Below are 17,094 nucleotides of genomic sequence, written 5' to 3'. Positions count from 1 at the left end.
TGCCTTTTTGGCGTTCGCGGTAGGTAGGCAACCTTGCTCCTTCCTTACAGCCGCGCGCTTTTCTTCTGACCCCTCGATTGATATTGGACCGGAATGCCCGCCATATCAATCCGGCCGGGCAATGAATGAAACGAGGGGCTCATGCGGATTCTGCTGGTCGAGGACGGGCCGGATCTTGCCGATGCGGTGGTGCGGTTCCTGCGCGGCGGCGCCCATGCCGTCGATCACGCCGCCTCCCTGTCCGAGGCCCGCGATGCGCTGGACGTGGCCGTATATGACGCGATCGTGCTGGATCTGGCCCTGCCGGACGGATCCGGATTGCGGCTTCTGCGCGACATCAGGGCGTCGGGCAACCGGGTGCCGGTGATCATCGCCAGCGCCCATGACCAGATCAGCGACCGGATCGAGGGGCTGGATTCGGGCGCCGACGATTATGTCGTCAAGCCCTTCGATCTGGGCGAGCTGGACGCCCGCCTGCGCGCACATGCCCGCCGCGCCGACGGCGATCCGGCGGTGCAGCTGCGCCTGGGCGATCTGCGCATCGACCGCGGCGCCGCCCGGCTGTTCCGCGACGAGGGCGAAATTCGCCTGACCTCGCGGGAATGGGCGCTGTTCGATGCGCTTCTGGCCTCGCGCGGGCGGGTCATGTCGCGGCGGGCGCTGGAGGAACGGCTGTATTCCTTTGGCGACGAGATCGAGGGCAACGCCGTTGAGGTCTATGTTTCGCGCCTGCGCGCCAAGCTGGGTGCGCGGCTGATCGAGACCCGGCGCGGCCTGGGCTATCTGATCCCGTGAGGCGCGGCTGGTCCCTGCGCGGGCGTCTGGTCCGCCGGCTGGTTCTGGGCGTCAGCCTGGGATGGCTGTGCGGGATGGCGCTGACGATGCTGTTCCTGTCCCGCGAGATGACCGAGTTCATGGACGATATCCTGCGCGATTCCGCCCGGGTCGTTCTGGCGACGGGCGGCGATTTCACCGCCGCGGACAGAACGGTTTTCCCGGCCTACCGCATCGTGACGCCGGCCGGCGAACAGGGCGATGCGCCATGGCCGCGGCAGCAGGCGGACGGGCCCCGCAGCAGCGGCGGCTGGCGCATCTATCGCCTGTCGCGCCCCGCGGACGGGATCGCGGTCGAACTGGGTCAAAGCAACGAATGGCGGCGCGACGAATTGCTGGAAAGCATCGGAGGATTGGTGCTTCTGATGTTGCCGGTGCTGGGGCTCGTGCTGTGGATCGTGAGGATGACGGTGACGGGCGCGTTGACGCCCGCACTGCGCTTTGCCCGTTCGCTGGGCGGCAGACGGGCGGATGACCTGTCGCCTGTCGCCGCCGCCGACCTGCCCGAGGAGCTGATCCCGATCCCCGACGCGCTGAACGGCTATCTGGGCCGCATCGGTCAGTATGTCGAGGCGGAACGGCAATTCGCGACCCATGCCGCACATGAATTGCGCACGCCGCTGGCGGCGGCCTCGGCGCAGGCGCAGTTGATGGTCGCGGGGCGCGCGGATGCCGAAGCGCCCAGGCAGATCGACCGCGCCATCGGCCGGCTTGGGCGGATCGTGGAACGGCTTCTGGAATTGTCCCGCGCCGAGGCCGGGATCGCGAACGAGGCGGGCTGCGATCTGGTTGTCGTCCTGCGCATGATGATCGCCGAGCAAAGGCCCGCGCCGGCCTTCGATGACGGCGATCTGGAGGTCGCACAGGTGGCGATGCATCCCGATGCGGCGGCGCTGATGATCGGCAACGTCATCCGCAACGCCGCCGATCACGGAACCGGCCCGGTCCGCGCCAGGCTGCGCCCCGGCCCGGTGCTGGAGATCCGCAACCCCGTCGCCGCCTCGGCCGGATTCCGGCAGGGCACGTTCCGCAAATCGCCCGATTCCGAGGGTGTCGGCCTGGGCATGACGATCATCCGGAAGATCGCCGAACGCAGCGGCGTGGCGCTGTCCTTTTCGATCCAGGAGGGCGAGGCGCGGGTGCGGATGGATTTCACGGCCATCGCGCGCCCGGCCTGAGTTTCCGGTCCGCCCTAACCGGCCAGCAGCGCGGCATTGCCGCCCGCCGCCGTGGTGTCCACGCAAAGATGGCGCTCATGGGCGATATGGGCCAGATCCGGCATCGCGGTGATCAGCGGCACCAGCGCGCCCTCGCGTCCGGCCAGTTCCGTGGAATAGGCCCGCCCGGTATCCTCGTCACCCCACCACAACACGCCGGAAAAGCCGTTCAGCCGCGCCAGAGCCTCAGCCGGGACCGCGCCATCCGCGCCAATGGCCCGGCCGCCCAGGGATTCGACCGCCGCGACCTGCGCGGCGACCGCCTCGGGGCCCGGACCCAGGCATAGCAGCGGCGGCCGCTGGTGGGTGGTCATGCGGTTCAGCTCTCCGGTCGGGCCGGGCATCAGCCGTTCGCCGATCATCCTGTCAGCGCCGGCCGCCAGCGCCCTGGCCAGCCTTGCCTCGTCGGCATCGCCACCCCAGGCCCCGGCCGCCCGGCCCGGCTCTGGCGCGAAGAAGCGCGGCACGTAGTTCGGCCCGCCCGCCTTGGGCCCGGTGCCCGACAGACCCTCGCCCCCGAAAGGCTGGCTGCCAACGACCGCGCCGATCTGGTTGCGGTTGACATAGAGATTGCCGGCATGGACCGCGTCGGTCACCTCCTGCACGCGGCTGTCGATGCGGGTATGCAGGCCGAAGGTCAGGCCGAAACCGCGGGCATTTATGTCGCCGATCACCTTGTCCAGATCGCGTGCCCTGAAGGTCGCCACATGCAGCACCGGACCAAAGATTTCGCGGTGCAGATCGTCGATTCCGGCGACCTTCAGCATCGTGGGTGCGATGAAATGCCCCTCGGACGGTGTCTCGAGGCGGTGCAGCACGCGATTGCGGTTCCGATCCAGATATTCGGCGATCCCGGCCTCGGCATCGGCGTCGATGACGGGGCCTACGTCGGTGGACAGGTGCCACGGGTCGCCCATCCGCAATTCGTCCATGGCGCCCGCGATCATCGCGGTCACATGCGGGGCGACATCCTCTTGCAGATAGAGACAGCGCAGCGCCGAACAGCGTTGCCCGGCCGAACGGAAGGACGAGGCGACGATATCGCGCACCGCCTGTTCGGGCAGCGCGGTCGAATCGACGATCATCGCGTTCAATCCGCCCGTCTCGGCGATCAGGGGCGTTCCGGGGGCCATGTGCCGGGCCATGGCGCGGGCGATGATCCGCGCGGTCTCGGTCGAGCCGGTGAAGACCACGCCACCGATGCGCGGATCGCGGGTCAGCGCGGCGCCCAAACTGGACCCGTCGCCTGGCAGGAATTGCAGGCTGGCGCGGGGCACGCCCGCCTGATGCAGCAGCGTCACGGCCAGATGCGCGATCAGCGGCGTCTGTTCGGCCGGTTTCGCCAGCACCGCATTGCCCGCCATCAGCGCCGCCGCGATCTGGCCGGTGAAGATCGCCAGGGGGAAGTTCCACGGGCTGATCGCGGTGACGATGCCGCGGGGCGCCCGAGCCTGATCCTGGCCCTGCGCCGCGTAGTAGCGCAGGAAATCCACCGCCTCACGCAATTCGCCCACGGCGTCGGGCAGCGCCTTGCCGCCCTCGCGGCCCAGAATGGCGAAGATCGGGCCGAAATGGTCTTCGTAAAGATCGGCCGCGCGACGCAGGATCGCCGCGCGTTCGGCCGGTGCGGCATCCCAGACCTGCGCATCCTCGATGGCGCGGGCCGCGCAATCGGCGTCGGCCTCGGTCACCTGGGCGATGGTCGCGCCGGTGGCGGGGTTGACGACCGGCCGGGCGGATCCCGAAGGCGCGCGCAGGGTCAGCGGCCCCGCATCGGCGATGGACACATCGCGCGCGGTCTCGATCCGCGCCAGCGTGCCTTCGTCGCTGAGGTCGAAACCCTTCGAATTCTTCCGGTCCTCGCCGAAAATCCGGTCCGGATGGACCAGCAGCGCCGGCGGCTTCGCTTGCGCCAGCATGTCGAACGGGTCGCGCGCGATGTCTTCGGGGCTGACATCTTCATCGACGATCTGGTGGACAAAGGACGAGTTGGCGCCGTTTTCCAGCAGCCGGCGGACCAGATAGGCCAGCAGATCGCGATGTGCCCCGACCGGGGCATAGATGCGGCATCGGACGCCGGTATCGCGGATCACGATGTCGTGCAGCCGTTCGCCCATGCCGTGCAGACGCTGGAATTCATAGTCGATGCCGCCGGCCATCTCCAGGATCGCGGCGACGGTCTGGGCGTTGTGGGTGGCGAATTGCGGATAGATGCGGTCGGCGTGGCCGATCAGCTTGCGGGCATGGGCGATGAAGCTGACATCGGTCGCGGTCTTGGTGGTGAACAGCGCGAAGTCGGGAAAACCCTCGACCTGGGCGCGCTTGATCTCGGTGTCCCAATAGGCGCCCTTGACCAGCCGCACCATGATCCGCCGGTCCAGCCGCGTGGCCAGCGCGTGCAGCCAGTCGATGACCAGCCCGGCCCGCTTGCCATAGGCCTGCACGACGACGCCGAACCCGTTCCAGCCGGCCAGCGAGGGATCGGACAGCACCGCCTCGATCACCTTCAGCGAGATGACCAGCCGGTCCTGTTCCTCGGCATCGATGTTCATGCCCATGTTGGCGGCCTTGGCCTGTCGCGCCAGATCCAGGACGACCGGGACCAGCTCGGCCATGACCCGATCTTCCTGCGCCACTTCATATCGGGGATGCAGCGCCGACAGCTTGATCGAGATGCCCGGATTCTTCTCGACCGAGCCCTTGCCGCAGGCGCCCGCGATGGCGCGGATCGCGGCCGAATATTCGCTGGCATAGCGGGCTGCGTCATCGCCGGTCATCGCGGCCTCGCCCAGCATGTCATAGCTGTAGGTATAGCCCTGCGCCTCGCGCGTCTTCGCCCGGTCCAGCGCCGCCTCGATGGTCTGGCCCAGCACGAACTGGCGGCCCATCTCGCGCATGGCGCGGGTGACGGCGGTGCGGATCACCGGCTCGCCCAGGCGGCGAACGGCGCCGCGCAGCGTGCCGGCGATGCCCGGATGGTCATCATCCAGCACCTTGCCGGTCAGCATCAGCGCCCAGGTCGAGGCATTGACCAGGCTGGACGATGCCTCGCCCAGGTGCAGCCCCCAGTCCGACGGCGCGATCTTGTCCTCGATCAGCGCGTCGATGGTCATGCGGTCGGGCACGCGCAGCATCGCCTCGGCCAGGCACATCAGGGCGACGCCCTCGCGCGTGGACAGGCCATATTCCGACAGGAAATGCTCCATCAGGCTGGGCTTCGCCTCGCGGCGGATGCGGCGCACCAGTTCGGCGGCACGGTCGGTGATGCGGCCGCGCATGGCACAGGACATGTCGGCCTGTGCGACCAGATCGGACAGCAGGTCGGCTTCGGGACGGAACTTGGCGTCGGTGGTGAAGGCGGAAAAATCGGGCATGGCAGGCTCCTGTCGGTCGTCTTGCCGATCAGGTTACACGATCATCGCTGGACGAAGGGCCCAAAGCGGGCCAGATTGGCAGGCGAGACGCCCATAGAGGACGGCCGGGACAGATCATGGATATTCTTGACGCGACGAATCGCAAGATCATCGCCGAACTGGTGGCCAATGCCCGCATCCCGGTCAGCGACCTGGCGCGCAAGGTCGGGCTGTCCAAGACCCCGGTCGCGGCCCGCATCCGCCAGCTGGAGGAGGCCGGCCTGATCACCGGCTATCGCGCGATGCTGTCGCCGCTGAAACTGGGCCTGACCCATGTCACCTACATGGAGGTGCGGCTGACCGATACCCGCCAGAAGGCCCTGCAAGCGTTCAACATGGCCATACGGCAGATTCCCGAAGTCGAGGAATGCTACATGATCGCGGGCGGTTTCGACTATCTGGTCAAGGTGAGGTCGCGAGACATGGCCGATTTCCGCCGGATCATGGCGGACAAGATCGCCACCCTGCCCTTCGTCGGCGGCACGTCCAGCTATGTCTCGATGGAGGCCGTTGTCGAACAGAACTGGACCGCTGTCTAGCAGTCCGGGCCGCGCCGGGTTGCGCCTGCGGAACGGCGGCGCGGATGATGACCGGGGAAACCCGTCGCGGCGCATGTTCGGAACCGGGACGGGCCGGGCGAAGCCCGGCCCGGTCGCTGCCGCTGGGCGGCAGGCGCGCGTCCGGGACGCGCGCGGTCAGGCCCGGTCACGCCTGATGGTATTTCGCATCCACCGCGTCGATCGCCGCGACATTGCCGGCCGAGCGGCCCCGGGCGTCGAAATTCATCGCCTCGGCCAGGAACGCATCGGCGATGGCTTTCGCCAGTTCCGAGCCGATCACCCGCGCCCCCATGGTGATGATCTGCGCATTGTTCGACAGCGCCGCCCGTTCGGCCGAATAGGTGTCGTGTGTCAGCGCGGCACGGATGCCCGGCACCTTGTTGGCCGAGATGCAAACCCCGATCCCCGTCCCGCAGACCAGGATCGCGCGGTCATAGGTGCCGTCCCGCACGGCACTGGCCACCCGATCCGAGAGGGTCGCGTAGAAGGCATCCGGTCCCGCCTCGGTGCGGCTGATCTCGGACACGTCGTGGCGGTGCCTGAGGTGATCGGCCAAGACCTTTGCCAGCCCCTCGCCCGCGCTGTCGCCTGCAATTGCCAGTTTCATCTTGCTCTCCTTCAGATAGCAGCGGCGCAACGCGCCAGAATGTCCAGATATCCCTCGACCCTCCAGGCCGAGCGTCCGATGAACAGCCCGTCGATATGCGGGCATCCGACAAGTTCCGCGCAATTGTCGGGATTGACCGACCCGCCATAGAGGCACGGCACCGGACTTCCCAGCACATCGCGCGCGACGGCCGCAATCTCGGCCTGCCGCGCGTCGGCATAATCCGAGGTCGCGGGGATGCCGTTGTCGCCAATGGCCCAGACCGGCTCGTAGGCCAGCAGGATCCGGGCCGCACTCTGGTCGTCGGACAGATGGGCCAGCGCGCCGCGCACCTGCTGCTCCAGCACCTGCTGCGCGCGACCGGCCTGACGCTGGGCCAGCGTTTCACCGATGCAGATCAGCGGGATCAGACCATGGCGGATGGCGGCCCGGGTCTTCAGGCCGACCGTCTCGTCCGTCTCGCCGAAATGTTCGCGCCGTTCGGAATGGCCCAGTTCCACGATGTCGAGCCCGCAATCGACCAGCATCGGGGCCGAGATTTCGCCCGTCCAGGCGCCTTCATCGGCCCAGTGCATGTTCTGCGCGCCCACCTTGACCGAAACGTCGGCCAGAGCCGCCTTGACCTGCCGGCAGGCGGTGAAGGGCGGGATCACGAAACGCTGGATCCGCGGGTCGTGATCGGCGTCAGCCTCGGCCAGTCTGCGGGCGAAGGCGCCTGCTTCGGCCAGGGTCTTGTTCATCTTCCAGCTTGTGCCGATCCAGATTGTCATCCGCTCAATCCTCCGCGATGGTCAGCGTCAGCCCGGCCCGGTCGATCGCGGCGCGATCCTCGGGCGCGGGGGGCGCGTCGGTGATGATGGCATCGAATTCGGCCAGACCGGCCAGTTCGTGCAGGGCGGAACGGCCGAACCGTGCATGGTTGACCAACAGGACCCTGCGCTGCGCCGCGTCCATCATCGCCCGCTTGGCGCCGACGACCGCATCGCTCATGTGAAACGCCCGCAGGCCCGACACCGCCGGGGTCGAGATGAAGGCCAGATCGGCGCGCAGCCGCGACAGGGCCTGTTCCGTCACCACGCCGAAAAAGCCGTTGAACTTGGCGTCGAACGCGCCGCCAAGCGCGATCAGCGTGATCCGCGGCGCGTCTTTCAGCGTCTCGATCACGGCGGCATTGTTGGTGATGATCGTCAGCGGCGCCCTTTCGACCAGCCTCGTGCCCAGCAGCGCCGCCATCGAGCCGTCATTGACCATGACACTCATCCCCGGCTCGACCAGATGCAGCGCCGCTGCGGCCATGCGCGCCTTGGCGCCGGCATCCTGCAAGGCGCGGATCCGGAAATCGCTTTCGAACTGGATGCCGGCCTCGACGGTGGCGCCGCCGCGCACCTTCCGCAGCAGACCGGTCTGTTCCAGATCGTCCAGATCGCGATGGATGGTCATCTTCGAAACCGCAAAACGACCGGCCAGATCGTCCAGATCGACCGCCCTTGCCGCGATCAGCAGATCCATGATCGCCTGCCTGCGTTCCTCGCGCTTCATCCTTGCCTCCGGTTCGCCGCCCCCTGTCGGCCTCGCCATTTTTTAACATCTTGCCTGGACTTATCAACAATAATTTATGTTATTTTGTGATATTTTTATGTTATTTCGCGCATCGCGTTGCCAGGTCCCGGCCGCAACGGCCCAGCGGCAGCGACCGGGACGGGCCTTGCCCGGCCCGCTTCCCCCAACGGCTCAGCCGGCAAGGGCGCGCGCCGTCGCCTCGTCGGTGATCAGGCCATCGGCACAACCGCTTTTCAGCACCGCGCGCAGTCCGGCGATCTTTTCGTCCCCGCCCGCGATCACCACGATCCGGCTGCCTTCCGGCCCGTCCAGATCGACCGACAGGGTTCGCGCGCTCAGCCCGGTTTCCAGCACCCGCCCGTCGGCATCGAAGAAATGGCCCATCATTTCGCCCACCCCGCCCGCCGCCCGGATCTCCTCGATCTCGCGCGGCTCGATCATGCCCGAAGCGACCAGTTGCGCGCCCGAATCCGCGGTGCCCATGCCGACGAATTTCAGCGTCGCGCTGTGCGACAGGTCGAAGATTTCGCGCACGCCGGGCTGGGCCAGCAGCACCGCCCGGTCCTGTTCGGAATTGGCGAAGAAGGGCACCGGCAGCACGAAGGCCTGCGCGCCGGTCTTTTCGGCCAGGCTGTGCATCACGTCATGGGGATTGGCCGCGTAGTTCCGGGTCAGGCCGCCCAGCAGCGACACGAAGCGCGCGTCCCGCGCCTCGAAGCGCGGCAGCTGATGCACCGCAGCGGCCAGCGTGCGGCCGTGGCCCAGTCCGATCACGGGATGCCGGCCGGCCTCGATCTCGCGCCGCAGGAACCCGGCCCCGGCCAGCGCCAGGGCGCGCAGCGGCATTCCCTCCTCGCCCAGATCCGGCGCGACCTCGCAGTAGTCCAGATCGTAGCCCTTGCAGAGCCGGTCTTCCAGGATCGCGCATTCCACGATCTCGCCGTCGATCGAGACCTTGACCACGCCTTCGGCGACCGCCCGCGCGATCAGCCGATGCGCCTTGACCGAGGGCACACCCAGCCGCTTGGCCACCGCCGCCTGCGTCAGGCCGCCCGCGTAGTGCAGCCAGGCCGCGCGGATTGCCAGGCTTTGTTCCGGGTCGATCCCCGTTCCCCGCGCCATCAGTTCGCCTCCGCCATCACCGCGCGCAGATCGGCGGGCGACAGCGCGGCCGGATTGGCCTTCATCGAGGATGACGACGCGGCAGCCTCGGCCGCTGCCCGCTGCGCCGCGCCGTCGATCCCCAGATCGTGCAGCCGGGGCAAACCGGCCGCGCGCGACCACCGCGCCAGCATCCCGGCGGCCTGTTCCAGACCCGCATCCGGCGCATCGAACGCCGCGCCGATCCATTGCCCGACCTGTTCGAGCCGCGCGGGATCGGCCACGCCGCGCCGGTTCGCGACCAGCACATGCGGCAGCAGGGTGCCGCAGATCGCGCCATGGCCGGCGCCGGTCAGCCCGCCCAGCGGCCCGGCCAGTCCGTGGACCGCGCCCAGCCCCGCATTGGCCAGCGCCAGCCCGCCACACAGGCTGACCCAGGCCATCTCGTCGCGCGCGGCCGCGTCCTCGTCTTCCATCAGCCGCCGGATCGCGGCCAATCCGCGCGGGATCGCATCGCGGCACAGCGCGTCGGTCAGCGGATTGGCGCGGGTGCCGACATAGGGCTCGATCACCTGCGTGATCGCATCGAGTCCAGAGGCCAGCGTCACCCCGCGCGGACAGCCATCCGTCAGGCCCGGATCGACGATCGCAAGGCGGGGCAGCATCCGGGCGTCGCGCAGGCTGACCTTGCGGCGATGCTCGGGCACGCCGATGACCGCGTTGCGCGTCACCTCGGCGCCCGTCCCCGCCGTCGTCGGCATGGCGACGAAGGGCAAGGGCGGATGATCCAGCGGCAAGCCCTGGCCCACGACCTCCAGATGATCCAGCATCGGCCGGGTGGCGGGGATCAGCGCGGCGATCGCCTTGCCGGCATCGATCACCGCGCCGCCGCCCATCGCCACCACGACATCCACGCCGCGCCCGGCATCGACACCCGCGTCGATCAGGGCCATGTCGGGCTCGGCTTCGACAGGAAAACCGGCGATTGCGCAGCCCTCGGCCCGCAACCCCGCCCGCAATCCGGCGCTGCGGCCGGCATCGCGGCCATGGACCAGCAGCACCCGGCGCCCCATCGCCGCGATCCGGCCGGGGGCGCCATCGGCCTGCCCGCGCCCGAACAGGATCTCGGTGGCGGTGGCGAAGGCGAAAGCGGTCATCGGCATCTCCTGTCCGGGTTCGGACGTCAGATATTCAGCGTATCGGCCCCGGTGTCGATATGGGGCGCCCAGAACGCCACGCTTTCGGCGATCTGGGGGATGACCTCGCGGTCGTTCGGCTCGCGTTCCCGGAAGCTGAGTTCGAGGCAGATCTCGTTGTCGACCGCCCCGCCCCGGGCCAGGGCCGCCAGCAGCGGTCCGGGCTGGATTCGTCCGCGTGCGTTGAAATCGGCGGTGAAGGGCCGGTGGCCGCCCTTGTCCATCAGCGATTGCTTGATGTGGATGATCGGGCTGACCTTCGGCACGGCCCGCGCCCAGGCATAGGGATCATGATCGCGGGGATCGGCGCTGGTCACGTCGCCATGATCGATATCGGCCATCATCCACATCGGGATCGCCATCCCGGCTGCCGACAGCCGGTCCTGCAGGACCAGGCATTCCGCGATCGTGTGACCGAATTCGCGCCCCACGCTCATCGGTTCCCAGAAGATGTAATCCAGTCCGGCCGCCCTGCCATGTTCGGCGACCTCGGCCCAGCATTCGATGGCGATCCGGATCAGATCCTCGCGGCGCGCCGGATCGTCATGGTCGCGATAGGTGAGGATGGCGAATTGCGTGCCGATGGATTTGCCGCCCAGATCGGCGATGATGTCGGCGAAGGTCTTGAACCAGTCCACGTAATGGCGCCGCACGTCGCGATCGGGATGGCCGAAATGGTTGAGCCGCCCGTATGGTCCGGTCATGCCGCTGGTGACCCGGACACCCGTGCGCTGCAGTGCCGCGCCCATCGCCCGCGTCAGGCGGCGGATGACGGGCGCGGGCCATGAAGGGTTGATGAATTCGTGGGTCAGTTGCAGATCGCGGATGCGCAGATCGCGCGCCACGGTGTCGATCAGGTCATCGGGCTCGGCAAAGCGGTTGACCAGCGGATTGGTGTTCAGCGACAGGGTCAGCGGCATGATCCGTCCTTACGCGGCCCGAGCCAGGTCGGCGGTGTCGAACCAGTCCGCGAAGGCGCGCTGCTGGTCCTCGGTCAGGTGCAGGTAATGCTTGGTGCGGCGGCGCAGGATGTCCTCGGGCCGCCGGGCCCATTCCCTGGTCACCAGATAGCGTGCCTCGGCCTCGTAGAACTGGCCACCGAAATGCCGGCCCAGATCGTCGAGACCGAAGGCGCCGCCGATCACGTCCCTTGTCCGCGCACCGTAGAGGCGGCCGTAATGCAGCAGCAGATCCCGCGGCGCCCAGGGGTAAAGCTCTCGCAGCAGCTGGACGAAGCTTTCGTAATCGGCGTTGGCGATCTCGCCGCCCGGCAAGGGCGCGGACTCGGTCCAGTCGGGACCCATCTGCGGAAAAATGTCCTTCAGCTTGTGCATCCCGCGCTCTGCCAGTTCGCGGAAGGTGGTGATCTTGCCGCCGAAAATGTTCATCAGCGGCGCGCCGCCGGTCTGGTCGAGGTCGAAGACGTAATCGCGCGTCACCGCAGAGGGATTGCCCTGCCCGTCATCGAACAGCGGCCGCACGCCCGAAAAGCTGTGCAGCACGTCCTGAGGTCGCAGCTTTTCCTTGAAATAGCGGTTCACGGCGGCCAGCAGGTATTCGATCTCGGATTGGTCCGCGGTCACGTCCTCGGGCCGGCCCTCATAGGCGATGTCGGTCGTTCCGATCAGTGCCTTGTCGCCCTCGTAGGGGTTGATGAAGATGACGCGTCGGTCGTGGTTCTGCACCAGATAGGCATTGGCGCCTTGCCAGAATTTCGGAACGATGATGTGGCTGCCCTTGACCAGCCGCACGTTGCGCGCCGAATTCGCGCCCGCGACGCGGGTGATGATGTCGCCGACCCAGGGGCCCGCGCAATTGACCAGGCAGCGGGCGCGAAAGCTGCGCACCTCGCCCGTCGCCTCGGATTTCGTCCGGACGACCCAGATCCCGTTCTCGCGCCGGGCCGAGATGCAGGGGCTGCGGGTCAGCACCCTCGCCCCCTTCTCGGCCGCGTCAACGGCGTTCAGAACGACCAGACGGGCATCGTCCACCCAGCAGTCGCTGTATTCGAAACCCCTGATATAGGTGTCCAGAAGCGGCGCCCCCTCGGGATCGCGGCGCAGGTCCAGCGTCCGGGTGCCGGGCAACTTCCGCCGGCCGCCCAGGTGATCATAGAGAAACAGGCCCAGCCGCACCAGCCAGGCCGGACGGTCCTGCGGGCTGTGGGGCAGCACGAAGCGCATCGGCCAGATGATGTGCGGCGCCGCGCGCATCAGCACCTCGCGTTCGATCAGCGCCTCGCGGACCAGGCGGAATTCGTAATATTCCAGATAGCGCAGCCCGCCATGGACCAGCTTGCCCGACCGCGACGAGGTTCCCTCGGCCAGATCGTCCTTTTCGCACAGCACGACCTTCAGCCCGCGGCCGGCGGCATCGCGGGCGATACCGGCGCCGTTGATGCCGCCGCCGATCACGAACAGGTCGATTGTTTCGCTGTCATTGCTCATCCTGCTGTCCTTTCGCAAAGGCCGCGCGGGCGGCGGCAAGCGCATCCCAGACCGGCGGCAGGGCATGCCGCGCGGCGCTGAAGGCGGGAAACAGGCCGTCATAGGCAGCCATCAGCGCCGGATCGGGCGCTTCGGCCTTGCCCAGCAGCGGGGTTACCCATTCGGCGATGCAGGCCTCCATGTCGGGATAGGCGCCGATGGCGACGGCGGCCATCATCGCGGCACCGGCAGCGCCCGCCTCGTCCCGCGCTGAGACCCGGACCGGCGCGGCCAGCGCGGCCGACAGGATACCGCGCAGGGCGGGTGACCGCGCGGCCCCGCCGGTCAGGCGCAGTTCGGCCGGCAATGGCCCCATCGCGGCATAGCAATCGCGCATCGCCATCCCCAGCCCCTCGGCGACGGCCCGGACCAGGTCGGGATAGCGGTGACCTGAGGCAAGTCCCACGAACCCCGCCCGCGCATCGGCATTGACGAAGGGACCGCGTTCCCCGGCATCCGAGATATAGGGGTGATAGACGATCTGGCCCGGCCGCGCCTGTCCCAGCCATTCGTCCAGATGCGCGACCAGATCGCGGTGCGTCACGGGGCGACCCAGATCGGACAGGATCCCGGCCGCGATGCCCAGCACCCAGTCCAGGTTCAGCGTCGCCGCCATGTTGGTCTGGACCTGGGTCACGATTCCGGGGATCGGCAGGCAGATGACATAGCCTGTCCCCTGCTGGTTCAGCTGGACGTCGCCGGCGGCCACCGCGCGCAGATGCACCCCGGTCGATCCGACAGTCGAACAGGCGACATCGCCGGCCGTGCCGCCATAGACGCCCGCGCCAAGCGCCGTCATCACCATGTCCACATAGCCAAGGCTGACCGGCGTACCGGCCCGCAAACCGGTCTGGCGCGCGGCGTCGCCGGTCAGCGGATGCGTAGCCTGGCTGCCATCGACGATTTCGGGCAGCAGGGCCCGGCGATGGGACAGGCCAAGCGCCGCGATCGCCGTGTCGTCATAGCGGCGATGGCGGAAATTGCCGAAGGTGAAGCTGGCCTCGGACGGATCGGTCGCGCGCTGGCCGGTCAGGTTCAGATACAGCCAGTCCTTGCAATGCAGCGCGACTTCGGCCCGGTCCAGCATGTCGGGCGCATGTGTATCCATATGCGCCATCTGCGCACCCTGCTGGCAGGTGTTCAGCCCGGTTCCCGTGGCCTCGAACCGGGCACGATTCGCCGGGCTCGCCGCCAGCCGCGCGACCGTGGGCGCGGCACGGGCATCCAGCCACAGCCAGGCATCGCCCACGGGTCCGTCAGGCCCGACAAGCCATGTCCCGTCGCCCTGACCGGTCACCGACAGGGCCGCGACCCGCCCGGCCAGTCCGTCGATAGCCTCGCCCAAACCGCGCAGCGCGGCGGCGCAATCCTGCCATGTCCGGTCCATGGATTGCGTGGCCGCGCCGCCTTTGGCCGTCAGATAGCGGTTCGGCACCGAAAACGCCCCGATCTGGTGTCCGGCCATGTCGAAGGCAACGGCCTTGATGACCGATGTCCCGGCGTCGATGCCGATCAGGATATCGGCGCGATCCATACCAACCCTCCCGGCGGATGCCTTGCGCGGCAGCCTTGCTTCGGGCTTGTATAGCATGAGTTCTTTCGGATGCATGTATTTTTTTACAGACACGGCAATTTATTTCGGCTAGATTGATCCCGAGGGGTCCTGCGCCATGCGACGGGCCAGGGGAAGAAACGATGACCGCGAGTTCGCGCAGCGGCATCGGCGCAGGACCGGAGAGGAGGCCGGCACGATGAGAATTGCTTCTGAAAAGACGGACCAGACCGCGCCTGCAATCCTCGATCCGGGTGCCGTCGGCGCGGCGAACCGGCCGTTCCGTGCACCGCGCTGACCTCGATTCGCCCCCGGATCGACCGCCGCAACCAGAGGATCGCCCGATGACGCATTTTTCGTCCCCCGCGCCGAAAGCGCCCGCCTCCTCCCGGCGCGGATTGTATCTTGGGCTCGGCGTGGCCGCCGCCCTTCTGGCGGGCATCGCCTTCGACACCACGATCGTGACCATCGGTTCCGAGTCCGATGTCCGCGCGCAGGTCTTCTCGCCAGACGATTACGGGCAGCAGGAATTTCCCCGCATCGCCGAATTCGTGAAGGGCAAGGCGGTGGATGCGGCCACGCTGGCCCCGGCGGTCTTGCAGGACAAGGCGGCGGCGGCCGAACAATACGGCACTCCGGCCTCGACCGGGGCAATCATGTTCACCACCGTCACCGGCGCCGTGGCCGAGGGAAAGTCCGGCATCTACACGATCCAGGCCGAGGATGTGCCCGAGGAGATCACCATCCGCGTCCAGACCGGCCCGGCGATCAACGGCACCGATCTGCGCGACGCGCCCGGTGACATCACCTTCGGCCAGTTCAAGAACCAGATCGAATATCAGAATGCCGGCGCAGGCATCAATCGCGCGATGAAGACGGCCGTTCTGGAACCGATCGACACCGCCGGTCTGACCGGCAGGACGATCACCGTCACCGGCGCCTTCCGGCTGATCAATCCGAAGAACTGGCTGATCACGCCGGTCGAGGTCAGCGTGCAATGAACAGCGCAAGAACAGCAGGGGGCGGGATCCCCGAAGGCGAACCCGATGCGCGCGAAGTCGTTCTGGCCGCCCGCAACGTCGCCAAGTCCTATGGCAATGTCCATGCGCTGAAGGGCGTCAATTTCGACATCCATCGCGGCCAGGTCACGACCCTGTTCGGCGAGAACGGCGCCGGCAAGTCGACGCTGATGAAGATCCTGTCGGGCGTGATCCAGCCCAGCAGCGGCGACATCATCCTCGACGGCCAGCCGACGGCATTCGCCAGCGCGACCGAGGCGCGGGATCGCGGCATTTCGATCATCCACCAGGAATTGTCGCTGGCGCCGAACCTGTCGGTGCGCGACAACATCTTCATGGGCCGCGAGATCATGGGCCGGACCGGCGTGGATTTCGCCGAGGAAGAACGCCAGACCCGCAGGCTGATGGAGGAACTGGAGGAGGATATCGACCCGCTGACCGCGGTCGAGGAATTGCGCCTGGGCCAGCAGCAGATCGTCGAGATCGCCCGCGCCCTGTCGGTCAACAGCCGCATCCTGATCATGGACGAACCGACCAGCGCGCTGTCGGCCAGCGAGGTCGAGGTGCTGTTCAAGGTGGTGCGCGACCTGACCGAGAGGGGTGTCAGCATCGTCTATATCTCGCATCACCTGGAAGAGGCTCTGACCATCACCGATCACGCCGTGGTCCTGCGCGACGGCGCCATGACCGCCTCGGCGCCGCGCGCGCAGATCGACCTGGAATGGATCGTGCGCAACATGGTCGGCGACAATTACGACCTGGGCAGCCCGCCCGACACGCAGATGGGGCAAGCCGCGCTGTCGATCCGCAACCTGACCCTGCCGGACCCGTCGGGGGGCTTCGATCTGGTGGACCGGCTGTCGCTGGATGTTCGCGCGGGCGAAATCGTCTGCATCTACGGGCTGATGGGAGCAGGTCGCACGGAGCTGCTTGAAACCTGTGCCGGGCGCCTGCGCGCCAGCGCCGGCGAGATCGTGCTGCAGGGGCAGGAAATCTCGCACCTGTCCATCGCCGAACGCATCGCGCGCGGGCTTGCCCTGGTCCCCGAGGATCGCCAGCGCGACGGACTGGTCCAGACCATGAGCGTGGGCGAAAATCTGTCGCTGGCCTCGATCCGGCGTTTCACCAGGGGTCTGTTCACCTCGGCCCGCGCCGAGCGGCGCCTGGTCGAAAGCAGCATCCGCGAGGTGACGGTCAAGACCTCGGGTCCGGCCGCGCCGATCGGATCGCTGTCGGGGGGCAATCAGCAGAAGGTCGTGATCGGCAAGATCCTCGCGACCAGACCCAGGGTGATCATGCTGGACGAACCGTCGCGCGGCATCGATATCGGCGCCAAGGCCGAGGTCTTCCGCCTTCTTGCGGAAGAGGCCAGGCAGGGTCTTGCCGTGATCTATTCGACCTCGGAAGTCAGCGAATGTCTGTCCATCGCGCACCGGATCGTGGTCATGCACAAGGGCCGCATCTCGGCCGAATTCGATTCCACCGTCACCAAGGAAAAGATCATGGCCGCCTCGGGCGAGTCCGTGGCCGCCTGAGCGCGCTTGAGGAA

At 67.7% G+C, this 17,094-nt stretch carries 14 protein-coding genes; 5 read left to right on the top strand and 9 right to left on the bottom strand.

Annotated elements, in window-relative coordinates; all coding sequences use genetic code 11:
* The first annotated feature begins 141 nt into the window (after positions 1-141).
* A complete protein-coding gene (locus tag AC13CR_RS17195; RefSeq protein ID WP_292955253.1) occupies positions 142-795 on the top strand; it encodes a response regulator transcription factor in 654 nt (217 codons plus the stop codon).
* A complete protein-coding gene (locus tag AC13CR_RS17190; protein WP_292955250.1) occupies positions 792-2,012 on the top strand; it encodes a histidine kinase dimerization/phospho-acceptor domain-containing protein in 1,221 nt (406 codons plus the stop codon). Before AC13CR_RS17195 ends, AC13CR_RS17190 begins: the two co-directional genes overlap by 4 nt.
* Before the next feature lie 14 nt (positions 2,013-2,026).
* On the opposite strand, the gene putA is transcribed toward AC13CR_RS17190, so the two are convergent.
* Positions 2,027-5,425 carry a bifunctional proline dehydrogenase/L-glutamate gamma-semialdehyde dehydrogenase PutA gene (putA, locus tag AC13CR_RS17185; RefSeq protein ID WP_482900916.1) on the bottom strand — a complete coding sequence of 1,133 codons (3,399 nt, stop codon included), beginning with the start codon at positions 5,423-5,425 and terminating at the stop codon, positions 2,027-2,029.
* Positions 5,426-5,541: 116 nt separating this feature from the next.
* On the opposite strand from putA, the gene AC13CR_RS17180 reads away from it, so the two are divergent.
* A complete protein-coding gene (locus tag AC13CR_RS17180) occupies positions 5,542-6,003 on the top strand; it encodes an Lrp/AsnC family transcriptional regulator (protein ID WP_292955245.1) in 462 nt (153 codons plus the stop codon).
* Positions 6,004-6,169: 166 nt separating this feature from the next.
* Here the strand turns inward: AC13CR_RS17180 and derI are convergent, their stop codons facing one another.
* The 8 genes from derI to AC13CR_RS17140 form a co-directional block, all read right to left on the bottom strand.
* Positions 6,170-6,631 (bottom strand): D-erythrulose-4-phosphate isomerase, encoded by a 462-nt coding sequence (gene derI, locus AC13CR_RS17175; protein WP_292955242.1) that lies wholly within the window; start codon positions 6,629-6,631, stop codon positions 6,170-6,172.
* Between the two features lie 11 nt (positions 6,632-6,642).
* Positions 6,643-7,401 (bottom strand): triose-phosphate isomerase, encoded by a 759-nt coding sequence (locus tag AC13CR_RS17170; RefSeq protein WP_446234965.1) that lies wholly within the window; start codon positions 7,399-7,401, stop codon positions 6,643-6,645.
* Positions 7,402-7,405: 4 nt separating this feature from the next.
* Entirely contained in the window at positions 7,406-8,170 is a 765-nt protein-coding gene (locus tag AC13CR_RS17165) for a DeoR/GlpR family DNA-binding transcription regulator (protein WP_292955236.1), read from the bottom strand.
* Between the two features lie 192 nt (positions 8,171-8,362).
* Positions 8,363-9,313 carry a sugar-binding transcriptional regulator gene (locus AC13CR_RS17160; RefSeq protein ID WP_292955233.1) on the bottom strand — a complete coding sequence of 317 codons (951 nt, stop codon included), beginning with the start codon at positions 9,311-9,313 and terminating at the stop codon, positions 8,363-8,365.
* Positions 9,313-10,449, bottom strand: coding sequence for an iron-containing alcohol dehydrogenase (locus AC13CR_RS17155; protein ID WP_292978614.1), 1,137 nt, complete (start codon positions 10,447-10,449; stop codon positions 9,313-9,315). The genes AC13CR_RS17160 and AC13CR_RS17155 overlap by 1 nt, the downstream gene beginning before the upstream one ends.
* Before the next feature lie 26 nt (positions 10,450-10,475).
* Entirely contained in the window at positions 10,476-11,408 is a 933-nt protein-coding gene (locus AC13CR_RS17150) for a sugar phosphate isomerase/epimerase family protein (RefSeq protein WP_292955226.1), read from the bottom strand.
* A 9-nt stretch (positions 11,409-11,417) separates the two neighbouring features.
* The gene (locus tag AC13CR_RS17145) at positions 11,418-12,935 is read right to left on the bottom strand and encodes a glycerol-3-phosphate dehydrogenase (protein WP_482900915.1); all 1,518 of its coding nucleotides are present in this window, start codon (positions 12,933-12,935) and stop codon (positions 11,418-11,420) included.
* Positions 12,925-14,508: an FGGY family carbohydrate kinase gene (locus AC13CR_RS17140; protein ID WP_482900914.1), complete on the bottom strand. Its 1,584-nt coding sequence runs from the start codon at positions 14,506-14,508 to the stop codon at positions 12,925-12,927. Before AC13CR_RS17140 ends, AC13CR_RS17145 begins: the two co-directional genes overlap by 11 nt.
* 362 nt (positions 14,509-14,870) lie before the next feature.
* Between AC13CR_RS17140 and AC13CR_RS17135 the strand changes: the two genes are divergently transcribed.
* Positions 14,871-15,527: a DUF2291 family protein gene (locus tag AC13CR_RS17135; RefSeq protein WP_292955218.1), complete on the top strand. Its 657-nt coding sequence runs from the start codon at positions 14,871-14,873 to the stop codon at positions 15,525-15,527.
* Positions 15,524-17,080, top strand: coding sequence for a sugar ABC transporter ATP-binding protein (locus AC13CR_RS17130; protein ID WP_446233579.1), 1,557 nt, complete (start codon positions 15,524-15,526; stop codon positions 17,078-17,080). The genes AC13CR_RS17135 and AC13CR_RS17130 overlap by 4 nt, the downstream gene beginning before the upstream one ends.
* Positions 17,081-17,094 lie beyond the last annotated feature (14 nt).

This window comes from Paracoccus sp. L-17 (assembly GCF_056857655.1).
Note: the sequence above shows the minus strand (reverse complement) of the source record. Positions and strands in the feature narration are given on the sequence as shown.